Origin of the sequence: Arthrobacter sp. Leaf69, assembly GCF_001422645.1 — a bacterium.
In the GTDB taxonomy this organism is placed as follows: domain Bacteria; phylum Actinomycetota; class Actinomycetes; order Actinomycetales; family Micrococcaceae; genus Arthrobacter.
Window position 1 is genome coordinate 422,669 of the sequence record NZ_LMLR01000001.1, and the last position, 15,577, is coordinate 438,245.

At 62.1% G+C, this 15,577-nt stretch carries 21 protein-coding genes; 20 read left to right on the forward strand and 1 reads right to left on the reverse strand.

The annotated features are described in order from the left end of the window. Window positions 1-11: 11 nt before the first annotated feature. From fusA to ASE96_RS19680, 4 genes are all read left to right on the forward strand, one after another. The gene (gene fusA, locus ASE96_RS01955; protein WP_056425214.1) at window positions 12-2,126 is read left to right on the forward strand and encodes an elongation factor G; all 2,115 of its coding nucleotides are present in this window, start codon (window positions 12-14) and stop codon (window positions 2,124-2,126) included. A gap of 263 nt (window positions 2,127-2,389) precedes the next feature. Next, the gene (gene tuf / locus ASE96_RS01960; protein ID WP_056425216.1) at window positions 2,390-3,580 is read left to right on the forward strand and encodes an elongation factor Tu; all 1,191 of its coding nucleotides are present in this window, start codon (window positions 2,390-2,392) and stop codon (window positions 3,578-3,580) included. A gap of 169 nt (window positions 3,581-3,749) precedes the next feature. Next, entirely contained in the window at window positions 3,750-5,306 is a 1,557-nt protein-coding gene (locus ASE96_RS01965) for a carboxylesterase/lipase family protein (RefSeq protein ID WP_056425219.1), read from the forward strand. Between the two features lie 107 nt (window positions 5,307-5,413). After that, window positions 5,414-5,539, forward strand: coding sequence for a hypothetical protein (locus ASE96_RS19680; RefSeq protein ID WP_268753730.1), 126 nt, complete (start codon window positions 5,414-5,416; stop codon window positions 5,537-5,539). A 10-nt stretch (window positions 5,540-5,549) separates the two neighbouring features. Here the strand turns inward: ASE96_RS19680 and ASE96_RS01970 are convergent, their stop codons facing one another. Next, window positions 5,550-6,977 (reverse strand): GH1 family beta-glucosidase, encoded by a 1,428-nt coding sequence (locus ASE96_RS01970; protein WP_056425225.1) that lies wholly within the window; start codon window positions 6,975-6,977, stop codon window positions 5,550-5,552. Window positions 6,978-7,429: 452 nt separating this feature from the next. On the opposite strand from ASE96_RS01970, the gene rpsJ reads away from it, so the two are divergent. The 16 genes from rpsJ to rplF all read left to right on the forward strand — a co-directional run bounded on the left by rpsJ (window position 7,430) and on the right by rplF (window position 15,576). Continuing rightward, window positions 7,430-7,738 (forward strand): 30S ribosomal protein S10, encoded by a 309-nt coding sequence (gene rpsJ, locus ASE96_RS01975; protein ID WP_038464699.1) that lies wholly within the window; start codon window positions 7,430-7,432, stop codon window positions 7,736-7,738. Window positions 7,739-7,755: 17 nt separating this feature from the next. Beyond that, window positions 7,756-8,406, forward strand: coding sequence for a 50S ribosomal protein L3 (rplC, locus tag ASE96_RS01980; protein WP_024366134.1), 651 nt, complete (start codon window positions 7,756-7,758; stop codon window positions 8,404-8,406). 4 nt (window positions 8,407-8,410) lie between these two features. Further along, a complete protein-coding gene (gene rplD / locus ASE96_RS01985) occupies window positions 8,411-9,034 on the forward strand; it encodes a 50S ribosomal protein L4 (RefSeq protein ID WP_056425230.1) in 624 nt (207 codons plus the stop codon). After that, window positions 9,031-9,336 (forward strand): 50S ribosomal protein L23, encoded by a 306-nt coding sequence (gene rplW, locus ASE96_RS01990; protein ID WP_056425233.1) that lies wholly within the window; start codon window positions 9,031-9,033, stop codon window positions 9,334-9,336. Before rplD ends, rplW begins: the two co-directional genes overlap by 4 nt. Before the next feature lie 29 nt (window positions 9,337-9,365). After that, complete coding sequence (gene rplB / locus ASE96_RS01995; protein WP_024366131.1) at window positions 9,366-10,205, forward strand: 50S ribosomal protein L2; 840 nt, start codon at window positions 9,366-9,368, stop codon at window positions 10,203-10,205. A 12-nt stretch (window positions 10,206-10,217) separates the two neighbouring features. Then, the gene (gene rpsS, locus ASE96_RS02000; RefSeq protein ID WP_018773666.1) at window positions 10,218-10,499 is read left to right on the forward strand and encodes a 30S ribosomal protein S19; all 282 of its coding nucleotides are present in this window, start codon (window positions 10,218-10,220) and stop codon (window positions 10,497-10,499) included. A gap of 38 nt (window positions 10,500-10,537) precedes the next feature. Further along, on the forward strand, window positions 10,538-10,903 hold the full coding sequence (gene rplV / locus ASE96_RS02005; RefSeq protein WP_003803798.1) for a 50S ribosomal protein L22: 366 nt from the start codon (window positions 10,538-10,540) through the stop codon (window positions 10,901-10,903). Beyond that, window positions 10,904-11,749: a 30S ribosomal protein S3 gene (gene rpsC / locus ASE96_RS02010; RefSeq protein ID WP_056425234.1), complete on the forward strand. Its 846-nt coding sequence runs from the start codon at window positions 10,904-10,906 to the stop codon at window positions 11,747-11,749. Further along, window positions 11,750-12,166, forward strand: coding sequence for a 50S ribosomal protein L16 (gene rplP, locus ASE96_RS02015; protein WP_011692803.1), 417 nt, complete (start codon window positions 11,750-11,752; stop codon window positions 12,164-12,166). 2 nt (window positions 12,167-12,168) lie between these two features. Continuing rightward, the gene (gene rpmC, locus ASE96_RS19740; protein ID WP_056425235.1) at window positions 12,169-12,498 is read left to right on the forward strand and encodes a 50S ribosomal protein L29; all 330 of its coding nucleotides are present in this window, start codon (window positions 12,169-12,171) and stop codon (window positions 12,496-12,498) included. Continuing rightward, a complete protein-coding gene (gene rpsQ, locus ASE96_RS02025; protein ID WP_056425236.1) occupies window positions 12,495-12,803 on the forward strand; it encodes a 30S ribosomal protein S17 in 309 nt (102 codons plus the stop codon). Before rpmC ends, rpsQ begins: the two co-directional genes overlap by 4 nt. A 411-nt stretch (window positions 12,804-13,214) precedes the next feature. Next, complete coding sequence (rplN, locus tag ASE96_RS02030) at window positions 13,215-13,583, forward strand: 50S ribosomal protein L14 (protein ID WP_003803789.1); 369 nt, start codon at window positions 13,215-13,217, stop codon at window positions 13,581-13,583. A 3-nt stretch (window positions 13,584-13,586) separates the two neighbouring features. Further along, window positions 13,587-13,946 (forward strand): 50S ribosomal protein L24, encoded by a 360-nt coding sequence (gene rplX, locus ASE96_RS02035; protein ID WP_056425237.1) that lies wholly within the window; start codon window positions 13,587-13,589, stop codon window positions 13,944-13,946. Further along, window positions 13,946-14,527, forward strand: coding sequence for a 50S ribosomal protein L5 (rplE, locus tag ASE96_RS02040; protein WP_056425240.1), 582 nt, complete (start codon window positions 13,946-13,948; stop codon window positions 14,525-14,527). The genes rplX and rplE overlap by 1 nt, the downstream gene beginning before the upstream one ends. Window positions 14,528-14,622: 95 nt before the next feature. Continuing rightward, window positions 14,623-15,021: a 30S ribosomal protein S8 gene (rpsH, locus tag ASE96_RS02045; RefSeq protein WP_056425243.1), complete on the forward strand. Its 399-nt coding sequence runs from the start codon at window positions 14,623-14,625 to the stop codon at window positions 15,019-15,021. An 18-nt stretch (window positions 15,022-15,039) separates the two neighbouring features. Beyond that, window positions 15,040-15,576, forward strand: a complete 537-nt coding sequence (rplF, locus tag ASE96_RS02050; RefSeq protein WP_056425247.1) for a 50S ribosomal protein L6 — start codon at window positions 15,040-15,042, stop codon at window positions 15,574-15,576. Window position 15,577: the final 1 nt, after the last annotated feature.

Below are 15,577 nucleotides of genomic sequence, written 5' to 3' on the forward strand. Positions count from 1 at the left end.
AGGGAGACACCGTGGCACAGGACGTGCTTACCGACCTTAGCAAGGTCCGCAATATCGGCATCATGGCCCACATCGATGCCGGCAAGACCACTACTACCGAGCGCATCCTGTTCTACACGGGTGTGAACCACAAGATCGGCGAAACGCACGACGGCGCTTCGACGACTGACTGGATGGAACAGGAAAAGGAACGCGGCATCACCATCACGTCTGCCGCCGTGACCTGCTTCTGGGAAAACAACCAGATCAACATCATTGACACCCCCGGCCACGTGGACTTCACGGTTGAGGTTGAGCGCTCCCTGCGCGTCCTCGACGGTGCAGTTGCCGTGTTCGACGGCAAGGAAGGCGTGGAGCCGCAGTCTGAGACTGTTTGGCGCCAGGCTGACAAGTACAACGTTCCGCGTATCTGCTTCGTCAACAAGATGGACAAGCTCGGCGCTGACTTCTACTTCACCGTCGACACCATCATCAGCCGCCTGGGTGCCAAGCCGCTCGTTATGCAGCTGCCGATCGGCGCCGAGAACGACTTCATCGGCGTCGTCGACCTGCTCTACATGCGTGCCCTGGTCTGGCCCGGCGACTCCAAGGGTGACGTCACCATGGGTGCCAAGTACGAGATCCAGGAGATCCCGGCTGACCTCAAGGAAAAGGCTGAAGAGTACCGCGCAACGCTCGTTGAGACCGTTGCAGAGTCCTCCGAAGAGCTCATGGAGAAGTACCTCGAAGGCGAAGAAATCTCCGAGGACGAGCTCAAGGCCGGCATCCGCAAGATGACGATCAACTCCGAGCTCTACCCGGTCTTCTGTGGCTCCGCGTTCAAGAACCGCGGCGTACAGCCGATGCTTGACGCCGTCGTGGACTACCTGCCGAACCCGCTCGACGTCCCCCCGATGATCGGTCACGATCCTCGCGACGAAGAGAAGGAACTGACCCGCAAGCCGTCCTCCGAGGAGCCGTTCTCGGCCCTGGCGTTCAAGATTGCTGCTCACCCCTTCTTCGGCCAGCTCACCTTCATCCGCGTGTACTCCGGTCACGTGGAAGCAGGCGCCCAGGTGGTCAACTCCACCAAGGGCAAGAAGGAGCGCATCGGCAAGCTGTTCCAGATGCACGCCAACAAGGAAATGCCCGTTGACGGCGCTACCGCCGGCCACATCTACGCAGCGATCGGCCTGAAGGACACCACCACGGGCGACACCCTGTGCGATTCTTCGAACCAGATCGTCCTCGAGTCCATGAGCTTCCCGGAGCCCGTGATCTCTGTTGCGATCGAGCCGAACACCAAGGGTGACCAGGAGAAGCTCTCCACGGCCATCCAGAAGCTCTCCGCTGAGGACCCGACCTTCCAGGTCTCCCTCAACGAAGACACCGGTCAGACCATCATCGCCGGCATGGGCGAGCTCCACCTGGACATCCTGGTGGACCGCATGCGCCGCGAGTTCAAGGTCGAGGCAAACGTGGGCAAGCCCCAGGTTGCTTACCGCGAAACCATCAAGCGTGCTGTAGAGCGTCACGACTACACGCACAAGAAGCAGACCGGTGGTTCGGGCCAGTTCGCAAAGATCCAGATCGCGATCGAGCCGCTGGACACGTCCGAAGGCGAGATGTACGAGTTCGAGAACAAGGTCACTGGTGGCCGCGTTCCGCGCGAATACATTCCGTCTGTTGACGCCGGTATCCAGGATGCACTGAACGACGGCGTCCTGGCCGGCTACCCGGTTGTCGGCATCAAGGCCACGCTGATTGACGGCGCGTACCACGATGTTGACTCCTCGGAAATGGCGTTCAAGATCGCCGGCCGTATGGCTTTCAAGGAAGCCGCACGCAAGGCGAACCCTGTCCTGCTCGAACCGCTGATGGATGTAGAGGTCCGCACCCCTGAGGAATACATGGGTGAAGTTATCGGTGACCTCAACTCCCGCCGTGGCCAGATGCAGTCCATGGAAGATGCCCAGGGCGTCAAGGTCATCCGTGCGCACGTTCCGCTGTCCGGCATGTTCGGCTACATCGGTGACCTGCGTTCCAAGACCCAGGGCCGCGCTGTGTACTCCATGACGTTCAACAGCTACGCCGAGGTCCCGAAGGCAGTCGCCGACGAGATCATCCAGAAGAACCGCGGCGAATAGTCCCCGCGACTCTCGCAGCTACAAAAACTCGGGTGCGTCTCTAACTACGGAGATTCACCTGGTGCAGATGGCCGGTCCCCGGTCCGCCGCTTTCCGGTCAGGCCGGATCCGGCCATCTGCACCGACAGACTCGTGGGACTAGTATTAGTTCCTGAATCTGCAATTTCATCAAACCAAAGCCCCCCAAGTAGACTTACTGGAGTTTCTGCCGCGACAAGCGCGGTTGAAGGGTAAGTCATTTGAAAACGTTCTAGGAGGAACCTGTGGCAAAGGCAAAGTTCGAGCGGACTAAGCCGCACGTTAACATCGGCACCATTGGTCACGTTGACCACGGTAAGACGACGTTGACGGCCGCGATTTCCAAGGTGCTGTACGACAAGTACCCGACTCTCAACGAGCAGCGCGACTTCGCGTCGATTGACTCTGCTCCCGAAGAGCGTCAGCGCGGCATTACCATCAACATTTCCCACGTTGAGTACCAGACCGAGAAGCGCCACTACGCACACGTAGACGCTCCGGGTCACGCCGACTACATCAAGAACATGATCACCGGCGCTGCTCAGATGGACGGTGCAATCCTCGTGGTTGCCGCCACTGACGGCCCGATGGCTCAGACCCGCGAGCACGTCCTGCTCGCCCGCCAGGTTGGTGTTCCCTACCTGCTGGTCGCGCTGAACAAGTCGGACATGGTTGACGACGAAGAGCTCCTCGACCTCGTCGAAATGGAAGTTCGCGAGCTGCTTTCGGCTCAGGGCTTCGATGGCGATGAAGCTCCGGTTGTCCGCGTCTCCGGCCTGAAGGCTCTCGAAGGCGACCCGGTGTGGGTCAAGTCCGTCGAGGATCTCATGGAAGCTGTCGACGAGTCCGTTCCGGACCCCGTACGTGACCGTGACAAGCCGTTCCTGATGCCGATCGAAGATGTCTTCACGATCACCGGCCGTGGCACCGTTGTTACGGGCCGCGCCGAGCGTGGAACCCTCGCCATCAACTCCGAGGTCGAGATCGTCGGCATCCGCCCGGTCCAGAAGACCACGGTTACCGGTATCGAGATGTTCCACAAGCAGCTCGACGAAGCATGGGCCGGCGAGAACTGTGGCCTCCTGCTCCGCGGTCTGAAGCGCGACGATGTCGAGCGTGGCCAGGTTGTCGTCAAGCCGGGTTCCATCACCCCGCACACCGACTTCGAGGCTAACGTCTACATCCTCTCCAAGGACGAAGGCGGACGTCACAACCCGTTCTACTCCAACTACCGCCCGCAGTTCTACTTCCGCACCACGGACGTAACCGGCGTTATCACCCTGCCGGAAGGCACGGAAATGGTTATGCCCGGCGACAACACTGAGATGACCGTTGCGCTCATCCAGCCCATCGCCATGGAAGAGGGCCTCGGCTTCGCTATCCGCGAAGGCGGCCGCACCGTTGGTTCGGGACGCGTTACCAAGATCCTCAAGTAATACTTGCTGATCTGTGTTTAGATCTCTGATCGGTACAGCCGTCTGACGGCCTCCGTGAAGTAAGGAACAGCCCCGCTGCATTTGCAGCGGGGCTGTTTTTTTGTGCCCTCTTGCCGCTGAAGGACCAACGCCCCTTTCGGTACCCGGCGTCAGGACCCACGATGGTGTGATGAACGTAGTGGTCAAGACTATTGGCGGCGAGCTGCGCGGCAGCACTGCGGCCGGCGTACATTCCTTTCTCGGAGTCCCGTACGCCGCACCGCCTTTCGGCGCGAACCGGCTCCGGCCGCCACAGCCGGCCGAGCCGTGGTCCGGCGTCCGGAACGCCACGACGCTTGGGCCGGAGCCCCCGCAGGTGGCGCTTCCCGCCACCGGCGGTCCGGAGACCGGTGCCTCGGAGAACTGGACGGACGTCAGCTCCGCGTTCGCGGCGGTGGAACGCGCTGCCCCCTCGGCGGACTGCCTCAACCTCAACGTCTGGACGCCGGATCCCGGCGCCACGAAGCTCCCCGTGATGGTGTGGATCCAGGGCGGCATGTTCGAGCTCAGCTCGACGGCGGCCTACGACGGGAGCCGCTTCGCCCGGGACGGGGTGGTCTGTGTTGTCATCAACTGGCGTCCCGGCGCGGAGGGGTTCCTCTACCTCGACGACGGCATCGCCAACCTCGGCCTGCTCGATCAGGTCGCGGCGCTGCAGTGGGTGCAGACGAACATCGCCGCCTTCGGCGGGGACCCCGGCAACGTCACGGTCTTCGGCGAGTCCGCCGGGGCGATGAGCATTGGCATGCTGCTGGCGATGCCCCGCGCAGAGCGGCTGTTCAACAGGGCCATCCTGCAGAGCGGCGCGGCCCACCAGGTCACGCCGGCTGATGATGCGTTGCGCATCGCCGGATACCTGGCCGGCAAGCTGGGGGTGCCCGCCACCCGGGATGCGATCGCCGCCGTCGGAGTCCAACGGCTCCTCGCGGCGCAGGCCGCGCTGAAGGATGACTTGCTCGCCGACCCGGACCTGGAACGCTGGGGACAGGCCGTCGTCGCGAGCGTGATGCCGTGGCAGCCGATCGTCGACGGCGACATCCTGCCGGGCCCGCCGATAGAGCGGATCGCGGCGGGAGCCGGGGGAGCGGTGGACGTCATCGTCGGCACCAATACCGATGACTGGCGGCTGTGGCTGGTGGCCAGCGGGGCGATGGCCCGCATTACCGTGGGAATCCTGACCGGTCCGGTCCGTGCCTACGGCTATCAGTCCCTGGCGGCTTACGGGCTGCCGGCCGAACAGGCCCTGTCCGCCTACCGGATGAGATACCCCGAAGCGCCGCCCGGTGAACTGCTGGCCGCGGTCCAGACGGACTGGTGGATGCGGATCCCCGCCATACGGCTTGCCGACGCCCACGCCACCGCCGCCAGTGCGGGCGCAGGCACGTTCATGTACGAGTTCGACTGGGCCTCGCCGGGCCTCGGCGCGGTCCACGCCGTCGAAGTTCCCTTTGTATTCGACACGGCCGCCACGGATGCTCCGCTCTTCGGACCGCTGCTGGGAAACGACCCGCCGCAAGAACTGGCGCGCAGCATGCACGCCGCGTGGGTTTCCTTCGCCGGCACCGGGGACCCGGGCTGGCCAAGGTATGACCTTCGGCGGAGGGCAACCATGCGGTTTGGCGCGGTCTCCCAGGTGGTGGAGGATCCCCGGCCGTGGGAGCGGGCCCTGTGGGAGGGCGTCCGCTGACCCCCGCCGAGGCGAAGGTCCGCCGTGCGCCGGCACGAGGGCCGGCGGACCGTGGTTGACCGGGGCCAAGCGCTGATATCGTTGCTTCCAATCGAAGGGAGCTCACAATGGGCTGGTTGATTTTCCTGTTGGTGGCTGTTGCCGTCGTCGCCGGCGTTTTCTGGGCCAAGAACCACTTCCGCCACGAGATTGAGCGGGCCAAGCGCATCAACCGGGCCAACAAGGACAAGTAGGCCCGCGGGCTCAGGCTCTGCGGGCCCGGCTGAGCGCCTGGTACCAGTAGTAGGAATCCTTGGGCGTCCGTTCCTGGGTGTCGAAGTCCACATGGACCAGACCGAATCGCTGTGAATACCCGGCCGCCCACTCGAAGTTGTCCATCAGGGTCCAGACGTAGTAGCCCAGCAGTTCAACGTCCTCAGCGATCCCGCCGGGTGCCGTGGCATCCAGGGCATGGCCCAGATGGGACGCGATGTAGTTGATCCGGTCAGCATCGGCGATGGGACCGGACACATGGTCGGGTTCGGGGAAGCTGGCCCCGCTTTCTGTGATGTACAGCGGTGGGAGCGCCCCGCCGTACCTGTCCTTCAGTTCCCGGAGCAGCGGGCCCAGATGGTCCGGAGCCACGGGCCAGCCGAAGCCCGTGGTGGCGTATTCCGGGAACGCGGCCATATGGAACGGCATCTTGAGCATCGCCTCGGTGCTGCCCACGGGGCTTTCGCCCGGACCGCGTCCGGTGGCGACTTTAACGGGGTAGTAGTAGTTCAGTCCGTAGAAGTCCAGGGGCTGGTGGATGGTCCGCAGGTCGGCGTCGGAGACCTTCCCCAGCGAACGGAACCACGGCTTGGCGACGAGCGGAACCTTGGGGTACCGGCCCAGGAGAAGCGGGTCCGCGTACACGCGATTCAGCGTCAGGTCGAAAATGCCGGCCAGGAACTTGTCCGAAATGGAGCGGGTTGCGGGCCGTACCGGGGAATGCAGGTTGGTGACGCCGACGGCGCCCGTGACCGCCTCCGCACGCAACGCCTGCACGGCGAGGCCGTGGGCGAGCAGCTGGTGATGAACGGCTGGCAGGGCGTCGAAGAGCAGGTCATGGCCCGGGGCGTGGACCCCGAGGGCGTAGCCGTTGAGGGTGACTGACACCGGTTCGTTGAGCGTGACCCACTGGGCCACTCGGTCGCCGAAGCGCCGGCCGGCTGCCGCACTGTACTCGGCGAAGCGTTCCGCCGTGGAACGGTTCAGCCAGCCGCCGCGGTGTTCCAGCGGCAGGGGAGTGTCCCAGTGGTACAGGGTGGCCATCGGGGAGATGCCGGCCTCAAGCAGCTGGTCGATGAGCCGGTCGTAGAAATCGAGTCCCTCGCTGTTGAACGGCCCGGTGCCATCAGGCTGGACCCGCGGCCAGGAGATGGAGAAGCGGTACGAGTCGACGCCGAGGGTGCGCATCAGTTCGACGTCCTCGGTGGCGCGGTTGTAGTGGTCGCACGCGACCGCGGGGGAGTGGCCATCCTGGATGCTTCCGGGTTTCTCGACGAAGGCGTCCCAGCCGGAAGGCCCGCGGCCGCCGGCCGCGAGGGACCCCTCGATCTGGAATGCGGCCGAGGCCACGCCCAGCTGGAAATCCGGGCTCAGGCGCGCGGCCAGGGCCTGGACCGCTACGGAATCCTGCACAGACATGACCCCATCATGCCCACGCCGTCCGCTGAAGGCAATGACCGGAACGCCGGTCCTGCAGTCGCCCGGGCCCCGACGAGTGCTCCCCGCGGGCGTCGTGGCCACCCGAGCGCGGCCGCTGATTGGCTTATGCCCGTTAATTCCGGCATACTAGATGAGTTGTTCAAGCGCTCTTTCGCGTCCCGATCCGGATAATGCCGGGTGTCAGGGTCCAGGTAGGAGCCCAAACATAACCCACTCCCCATGGAACTGCGGACGAGTACGCGTGCACAGCGCGACACGCCCGACCGCGGGGGTCGGTTACGCCGGCAGGTTGAGGAACCCGGATTCATCCGGATTCAGCTTGTGCGGCGGGTGGTAGTTACGACTTCAATTGCTTCGGCAGCCACACAACGCGTAAGTAAACAGGGCAGCCCCAAACAGGGGAAGCACAGACTGAAAGAGAGTCAGGCGACATGGCGGGACAAAAAATCCGCATCCGGCTGAAGTCATATGACCACGAGGTCATTGACGTTTCAGCACGGAAGATCGTTGAGACGGTCACGCGCGCAGGCGCCACGGTAGTAGGCCCTGTGCCGCTGCCGACGGAGAAGAACATCTACTGCGTCATCCGCTCTCCGCACAAGTACAAGGACAGCCGTGAGCACTTCGAAATGCGTACTCACAAGCGTCTGATCGACATCATCGACCCCACGCCCAAGGCTGTTGATTCGCTGATGCGTCTCGACCTGCCGGCCGACGTGAACATCGAAATCAAGCTGTAGGGAGGTGCTGAGAGACTATGACCGCAACCCGTAACGTAAAGGGCCTGCTGGGCACGAAGCTCGGCATGACCCAGGTCTGGGACGAGAACAACAAGCTCATCCCCGTCACTGTGGTCCAGGCTGACTCGAACGTCATCACGCAGCTGCGCAATGCAGACACTGATGGCTATGTCGCCGTTCAGATCGGCTACGGCCAGATCGATCCCCGCAAGGTCACCAAGCCGCTGGCTGGTCACTTTGAAAAGGCAGGCGTCACGCCTCGCCGCCACGTCGTAGAACTGCGCACTGCAGATGCTGACTCTTACGAGCTGGGCCAGGAGCTCTCTGTAGAGCTCTTCGAAGCCGGCCAGAAGATCGACGTCGTTGGCACCACCAAGGGTAAGGGCTTCGCCGGTGTTATGAAGCGTCACGGCTTCCACGGCGTTGGAGCTTCCCACGGTGCCCACAAGAACCACCGTAAGCCCGGTTCAATCGGTGGCGCATCCACCCCGAGCCGCGTCTTCAAGGGCATGAAAATGGCCGGCCGCATGGGCGCCGTTCGTCACACCACGCTGAACCTCACGGTCCACGCGGTTGACGTCGAGAAGTCGCTGCTCCTGATCAAGGGCGCCGTCCCCGGCGCCCGCGGCCAGGTCGTACTCGTACGCACCGCCGTGAAGGGAGCCTAGTTCAATGACTAGCACTGTCAAGGTTGACCTGCCTGCAGAGATCTTCGACGTACAGACCAACGTGCCGCTGCTGCACCAGGTCGTCGTTGCACAGCTCGCTGCTGCTCGCCAGGGTACCCACAAGACCAAGACCCGCGCCGAAGTTTCCGGTGCAGGTCGCAAGCCGTTCAAGCAGAAGGGCACCGGCCGCGCCCGTCAGGGTTCAATCCGTGCTCCTCACATGACCGGTGGTGGCGTTGTCCACGGCCCCACGCCGCGTGACTACAGCCAGCGCACCCCCAAGAAGATGATTGCTGCTGCACTGCGCGGCGCTCTCTCTGACCGCGCCCGCAACGGCCGCATCCACGTTGTCGCTGAACTGGTAGCCGGCACCAAGCCGTCCTCCAGCGCTGCGCTGGCAACTCTGCGAGGTGTCTCCGAGCGCAAGAACCTGCTCGTCGTCATCGAGCGCGCCAACGATGTTGCTGCACTCTCCGTGCGCAACCTCACGGATGTTCACGTTCTGTACGCAGACCAGCTGAACACCTACGACGTTCTCGTTTCCGATGACGTTGTCTTCACCAAGGCTGCCTACGAAGCATTCGTTGCTGACCGGGCAGTGGCAAAGAACCAGGAGGATGCCAAGTGAGTGCAGCCACCCTCAAGGATCCGCGCGACGTCGTGCTTGCACCCGTCGTCTCGGAAAAGAGCTACGGCCTGATCGACGAGGGCAAGTACACCTTCCTGGTGGACCCCCGCTCGAACAAGACCGAGATCAAGCTGGCCGTGGAGAAAATCTTCTCCGTCAAGGTCGACTCGATCAACACCATCAACCGTGCCGGTAAGCGCAAGCGCACCAAATTCGGATGGGGTACCCGCAAGAACACCAAGCGTGCAATTGTGAGCCTCAAAGAAGGCACTATCGACATCTTCGGCGGTCCGCTCTCGTAGCGGAGACCACTTTAACGAGGAAATAAATTATGGGAATCCGTAAATATAAGCCGACTACCCCGGGCCGACGCGGCTCGAGCGTAGCGGACTTCACTGAAATCACGCGGTCGACGCCGGAAAAGTCGTTGGTACGTCCCCTCCCGAAAAAGGGTGGCCGTAACAACACCGGTAAGATCACGACCCGTCACAAGGGTGGTGGCCACAAGCGCCAGTACCGTCTGATCGACTTCCGTCGTCACGACAAGGACGGCGTCAACGCCCGCGTTGCCGAAATCGAGTACGATCCGAACCGCACGGCTCGCATCGCCCTCCTGCACTACGTTGATGGCACCAAGCGTTACATCATCGCCCCGAACAAGCTGGCCCAGGGTGACACCGTAGAGGCAGGTGCCGACGCTGACATCAAGCCCGGCAACAACCTTCCGCTGCGCAACATCCCGGTCGGTACCGTAATCCACGCAGTTGAACTGCGTCCGGGTGGCGGCGCCAAGATGGGCCGCTCCGCCGGCGCGTCGATCCAGCTCGTTGCCAAGGAAGGCCGTTTCGCCCAGCTGCGTCTGCCCTCCGGTGAAATCCGCAACGTTGACGTGCGCTGCCGCGCAACCGTCGGCGAGGTCGGCAACGCCGAGCAGTCGAACATCAACTGGGGCAAGGCCGGCCGTATGCGGTGGAAGGGCGTTCGCCCGACCGTCCGTGGTGTCGCCATGAACCCGGTCGACCACCCCCACGGTGGTGGCGAGGGTAAGACGTCCGGTGGACGTCACCCCGTCAACCCGAACGGTAAGCGCGAAGGCCGCACCCGCCGTCCCAACAAAGAGAGCGACAAGCTTATTGTTCGTCGCCGTCGTACTGGCAAGAACAAGCGATAGGAGCCTGGACACATGCCACGCAGCCTGAAAAAAGGTCCTTTCGTTGACCAGCACCTCTTTGTGAAGGTAGCCAGGGAAAACGAAAAGGGCACCAAGAACGTCATCAAGACCTGGTCCCGCCGTTCGATGATCGTCCCCGACATGCTCGGCCACACGATTGCCGTACACGACGGACGCAAGCACATCCCCGTGTTTGTCACTGAGTCGATGGTCGGGCACAAGCTCGGCGAATTCGCTCCCACGCGGACATTCCGCGGCCATGTCAAGGACGACCGTAAGGGCAAGCGCCGCTAGGCGCCTGCACTTACGTCAAAGACGAGAGAAGGAAAGCAATGGAAGCCAAGGCAATTGCGCGTCACATCCGCGTAACGCCTATGAAGGCCCGGCGCGTCGTCAACCTTGTTCGTGGTAAGCAAGCGAATGAGGCTCTGGCAATTCTGAAGTTTGCCCCGCAGGCAGCTTCGGAGCCGGTTTTCAAGGTAGTTCAGTCGGCAATCTCCAACGCCCGGGTCCTCGCGGACCGCGACGGCGTGGCGTTTGACGAAGGTGACCTCATCATCAGCGAAGCGTTTGTTGATGAAGGCCCGACCATGAAGCGGTTCCAGCCGCGAGCCCAGGGTCGTGCATTTCAGATCAAGAAGCGCACGAGCCACATCACCGTGGTAGTCGCTACCCCGGAGAAAGAGGAGGCTCGCTAAGTGGGACAGAAAGTTAACCCGCACGGGTTCCGACTCGGCATCACCACCGATCACGTATCGCACTGGTTTGCTGACAGCACCAAGGCCGGCCAGCGGTACAAGGACTTCGTTCGCGAAGACATCCGCATCCGCCAGCTCATGTCCACGGGCATGGAGCGCGCCGGTATCGCCAAGGTTGAAATCGAGCGCACCCGCGATCGTGTCCGTGTGGATATCCACACGGCACGTCCGGGTATCGTCATCGGCCGCCGCGGCGCCGAAGCAGACCGCATCCGCGGCGAGCTCGAAAAGCTCACCGGCAAGCAGGTTCAGCTGAACATCCTCGAGGTCAAGAACCCCGAGATGGAAGCACAGCTTGTTGCCCAGGGCGTTGCTGAGCAGCTGACTTCCCGCGTGGCTTTCCGCCGTGCGATGAAGAAGGCCATGCAGTCCGCACAGCGTGCAGGTGCCAAGGGCATCCGTATCGCTTGCTCGGGTCGACTGGGCGGCGCAGAAATGTCCCGCTCGGAGTTCTACCGCGAAGGCCGTGTGCCCCTGCACACCCTCCGCGCGAACATCGACTACGGCTTCTACGAAGCCAAGACCACCTTCGGCCGCATCGGCGTGAAGGTCTGGATCTACAAGGGTGACGTCACCGCCAAGGAACTGGCTCAGCAGGCAGCTGCTGCTCCGTCCCGCGGCCGTGGTGCCAGCGACCGCCCGGGCCGCCCGGGTGGCGCTGACCGTGGTGACCGCCGTCGTCGTAACGACCGCCCGGCAGCCGACGCAGCACCTGCTGCTGAAGCGCCGGCAGCTGAGGCAGCTGCTGCCGCTCCGGCACAGGCTGTAGAAGGAGGACAGGCTTAAATGCTTATCCCACGTCGAGTCAAGCACCGTAAGCAGCACCACCCGGGTCGTTCCGGCGCTGCTACGGGCGGCACCAAGGTCTCCTTCGGTGAATGGGGTATCCAGGCTCTGAGCCCGGCATACGTCACGAACCGTCAGATCGAATCTGCCCGTATCGCGATGACCCGCCACATCAAGCGTGGCGGCAAGGTCTGGATCAACATTTACCCGGACCGTCCGCTGACCAAGAAGCCTGCCGAAACCCGTATGGGTTCCGGTAAGGGTTCTCCGGAATGGTGGGTCTCAAACGTCAAGCCGGGCCGGGTTCTCTTCGAACTCTCCGGTGTCAGTGAAGAGGTAGCTCGCGAGGCCCTGCGCCTGGCAATCCACAAGCTGCCGTTGAAGGCACGCATTGTGCGTCGCGAAGGTGGTGAGTAGAAATGGCAGTAGGATCCAAGGAACTTGCATCCGCACAGCTGGACGGTTTCGACAACGAGCGTCTCGTTGAAGAACTCCGCAAGGCCAAGGAAGAGCTGTTCAACCTGCGTTTCCAGTCCGCCACCGGTCAGCTGGAGAACCACGGTCGTCTGCGCGCGGTAAAGAAGGACATCGCCCGCATCTACACCGTTCTCCGTGAGCGCGAACTGGGCATTCGTGCCGAGGTTGCCGCACCGGTTGTGGAAGCCAAGGAAGAGAAGAAGTCCAAGAAGGCTGCAACCAAGAAGGCCGAAAAGGCTGAAACGGTTGACACCGAGGAGGATGCCAAGTGAGTGAAAAGGACGAGAACGTGACGGAAACTGTTTCCGACGCAGCCAAGGCTGACGAGCGCGGTTACCGTAAGACGAAGCGCGGCTACGTCGTCTCGGACAAGATGGAAAAGACCATCGTTGTCCAGGTCGAAGACCGCGTGAAGCACGCCCTCTACGGCAAGGTCATCCGCCGCAACACGAAGATCAAGGCTCACGACGAAGAGAACAGCGCCGGCATCGGCGACCTCGTTCTCCTCGCCGAGACCCGCCCGCTCTCCGCTACCAAGCGGTGGCGTCTGGTGGAGATCCTCGAGAAGGCCAAGTAACACCTGCAGCCTCCCCGCGAGGGGATCTGCGCCGAAACCCCCGTTCCCTTCTGGGAACGGGGGTTTCTCCGTTGCCGGGGTAGGGGGCGCTGCCGTAACGGCTTCACCTGTGCGGCGGCAGGGCAGCTGTGATATGGGGATATGCCCAAAACGTGCTAAGATTTTGAGTTTGTATGGCGCTATCTGTGCGCTGTCATCAACCTCGTAAACAATCGTGCCACGGCATAGTGCCCCCTTGCGCCCCGACTCGTCGGGATCCGGTTTGGGAAGCAAATGTTTTTGGCACGGGAGTTTAGGCCTGGTCTGGCAAAATCCAGGCAGGTCAAGAGACACCCCGATCAACCGTTCCGCAAGGCTCATTCCGTAGGAAGATTTTCGGTCTGAGAACCAGCGCGACGCAAGGAGTAAATAGTGATTCAGCAGGAGTCGCGACTCAAGGTCGCCGACAACACGGGTGCTAAGGAAATCCTTACCATTCGCGTTCTCGGTGGATCTGGCCGTCGCTACGCAGGCATTGGCGACGTAATCGTCGCTACCGTCAAGGACGCAATTCCGGGCGGCAACGTAAAGAAGGGCGACGTCGTCAAGGCTGTCATCGTCCGTACCAAGAAGGAACGCCGCCGTGCGGATGGTTCCTACATCAAGTTTGACGAGAACGCAGCTGTGATCCTGAAGAACGACGGTGACCCCCGCGGTACCCGTATCTTCGGACCGGTTGGTCGTGAACTTCGCGATAAGAAGTTCATGAAGATCGTTTCTCTGGCTCCGGAGGTGCTTTAGTCCATGGCTAAGATCAAAAAGGGTGACCTCGTTCAGGTCATCACTGGCGCCAAGGCTGAGCGCGGCGGCGACAAGGGCAAGCAGGGCAAGGTTCTGCGCGTATTCCCCGAGACCAACCGCGTGCTGGTCGAAGGTATTAACCGCGTAACCAAGCACACCAAGGTCGGTCAGTCGCAGCGCGGCACCAAGACCGGTGGCATCGAAGTCGTCGAGGCTACGATCCACATCTCCAACGTGGCTCTGGTTGACCCGTCCACCAAGAAGCCCACCCGCGTCGGTTTCCGCACCGAGACCGTTGAGCGCGATGGCGTGAAGCGCGAAGTGCGTGTCCGCGTGGCCAAGAGCTCAGGGAAGGACATCTAATGACTGAGACTCTCGAGACTCCGGCAAGCAAGATCGTTCCTCGTCTGAAGACCAAGTACGCGGATTCTATCAAGAGCTCGCTCGTTGAGGAATTCAAGTACGAGAACGTCAACCAGGTTCCCCGTCTGGTCAAGGTCGTTGTGAACATGGGTGTTGGAGATGCCGCCAAGGACTCCAAGCTGATCGACGGCGCTGTCCGCGATCTGACCCTTATCACCGGCCAGAAGCCGCAGGTAACCAAGGCCCGCAAGTCGATCGCACAGTTCAAGCTGCGCGAAGGCATGCCGATCGGTGCACACGCAACTCTGCGTGGGGACCGCATGTGGGAATTCCTGGACCGTCTGGTCACGCTGGCTCTGCCGCGTATCCGCGACTTCCGGGGCCTCAGCGGCAAGCAGTTCGACGGCAACGGCAACTACACCTTCGGTCTGACCGAGCAGGTTATGTTCCACGAGATCGACCAGGATTCCATCGACCGCGTTCGCGGCATGGACATCACCGTCGTGACCACTGCCAAGACCGACGACGAAGGCCGCGCGCTGCTCAAGGCGCTTGGCTTCCCGTTCAAGACCGAAGATTAATCTAGCTACGTAAAAGGTCCGTCCGCGCTGGTTCCGAGCTTTGCTCGGGAAAGCAGCACGGCGGAAACCGTTATGAGGAAGGGCAAGAGCCCACCATGACAATGACAGATCCCGTCGCAGACATGCTTACGCGTCTGCGCAACGCAAACTCGGCATACCACGATTCCGTGTCTATGCCGTACAGCAAGCTCAAGGCACGCGTTGCCGACATCCTGAAGGCCGAAGGTTACATCGCCTCCTGGAAAGAAGAAGACGCTGAGGTTGGCAAGAAGCTGACCCTCGAGCTCAAGTTCGGTCCGAACCGCGAGCGTTCCATCGCTGGCGTTCGTCGTATTTCCAAGCCGGGACTGCGCGTTTACGCAAAGTCCACCAACCTGCCGCACGTGCTCGGTGGCCTGGGTGTCGCAATCCTGTCCACCTCTTCCGGCCTCTTGACTGACAAGCAGGCCGGCAAGAAGGGCGTGGGCGGCGAAGTCCTCGCTTACGTCTGGTAACGGGAAAGGAAGAGAATAATGTCACGTATTGGACGTCTCCCCATCACCGTTCCTGCCGGCGTTGAGGTCAAGGTTGACGGCTCTGTCGTCAATGTCAAGGGTTCCAAAGGCGAGCTGAGCCACACTGTGCCCAGCCCGATCGAGGTTTCCCTGGAAGATGGCACCCTGACTGTCGCCCGCCCGAACGACGAGCGCGCCTCACGTTCGCTGCACGGCCTGACCCGCACCCTGATCGCCAACATGATCCAGGGTGTCACCGCAGGCTACGAGAAGAAGCTTGAAATTGTCGGTACCGGTTACCGCGTTCAGGCCAAGGGCGCTGACCTGGAGTTCGCTCTGGGCTACAGCCACCCGGTCAACATCACGGCACCGAACGGCATCACCTTTGCAGTAGAGACCCCGACCAAGCTCTCTGTTTCAGGTATCTCCAAGCAGCAGGTCGGCGAGGTTGCTGCCAACATTCGCAAGCTGCGGAAGCCGGACCCCTACAAGGGCAAGGGCATCCGTTACGCAGGCGAAGTCATCCGCCGCAAGGTCGGAAAGGCTGGTAAGTAAC

Coding starts and splice junctions, on each gene's coding strand:
- ASE96_RS01965 (WP_056425219.1), top strand. CDS start 3,750: ATGAACGTAGTGGTCAAGACTATTGGCGGCGAGCTGCGCGGCAGCACT.
- ASE96_RS19680 (WP_268753730.1), top strand. CDS start 5,414: ATGGGCTGGTTGATTTTCCTGTTGGTGGCTGTTGCCGTCGTCGCCGGC.
- ASE96_RS01970 (WP_056425225.1), bottom strand. CDS start 6,977: ATGTCTGTGCAGGATTCCGTAGCGGTCCAGGCCCTGGCCGCGCGCCTG.
- rpsJ (WP_038464699.1), top strand. CDS start 7,430: ATGGCGGGACAAAAAATCCGCATCCGGCTGAAGTCATATGACCACGAG.
- rplC (WP_024366134.1), top strand. CDS start 7,756: ATGACCGCAACCCGTAACGTAAAGGGCCTGCTGGGCACGAAGCTCGGC.
- rplD (WP_056425230.1), top strand. CDS start 8,411: ATGACTAGCACTGTCAAGGTTGACCTGCCTGCAGAGATCTTCGACGTA.
- rplB (WP_024366131.1), top strand. CDS start 9,366: ATGGGAATCCGTAAATATAAGCCGACTACCCCGGGCCGACGCGGCTCG.
- rpsS (WP_018773666.1), top strand. CDS start 10,218: ATGCCACGCAGCCTGAAAAAAGGTCCTTTCGTTGACCAGCACCTCTTT.
- rplV (WP_003803798.1), top strand. CDS start 10,538: ATGGAAGCCAAGGCAATTGCGCGTCACATCCGCGTAACGCCTATGAAG.
- rplP (WP_011692803.1), top strand. CDS start 11,750: ATGCTTATCCCACGTCGAGTCAAGCACCGTAAGCAGCACCACCCGGGT.
- rpmC (WP_056425235.1), top strand. CDS start 12,169: ATGGCAGTAGGATCCAAGGAACTTGCATCCGCACAGCTGGACGGTTTC.
- rplX (WP_056425237.1), top strand. CDS start 13,587: ATGGCTAAGATCAAAAAGGGTGACCTCGTTCAGGTCATCACTGGCGCC.
- rplE (WP_056425240.1), top strand. CDS start 13,946: ATGACTGAGACTCTCGAGACTCCGGCAAGCAAGATCGTTCCTCGTCTG.
- rpsH (WP_056425243.1), top strand. CDS start 14,623: ATGACAATGACAGATCCCGTCGCAGACATGCTTACGCGTCTGCGCAAC.
- rplF (WP_056425247.1), top strand. CDS start 15,040: ATGTCACGTATTGGACGTCTCCCCATCACCGTTCCTGCCGGCGTTGAG.